Annotated in this window: 1 rRNA gene; it reads left to right on the plus strand. The window is 50.7% G+C overall.

Annotated features, from left to right (window positions below):
* Positions 1–118: 118 nt before the first annotated feature.
* Positions 119–229: ribosomal RNA gene (rrf, locus tag H9X84_RS12885) — 5S ribosomal RNA — on the plus strand; the annotation flags it as partial.

Consider the following 229-nt stretch of genomic DNA (forward strand, 5'->3'; position numbering starts at 1 on the left):
CGTAACAAGGTAGCCGTATCGGAAGGTGCGGCTGGATCACCTCCTTTCTATGGAGTATAGGTTGAGAATATTTTTGCTGTTCGGTTTTGAAGGATACAGTCCTTCAAAACTACACATCTTCGGTGACGATGCGCTTAGGGGACACACCCGTTCCCATTCCGAACACGACGGTTAAGACCTAAGCGGTCGATGGTACTTGGTGGGGAGCTGCCTGGGAGAGTAGATGGTC

The sequence above is a fragment of the Anaerotignum lactatifermentans genome (genome assembly GCF_016902535.1).
Classification (GTDB): domain Bacteria; phylum Bacillota; class Clostridia; order Lachnospirales; family Anaerotignaceae; genus Anaerotignum; species Anaerotignum lactatifermentans_A.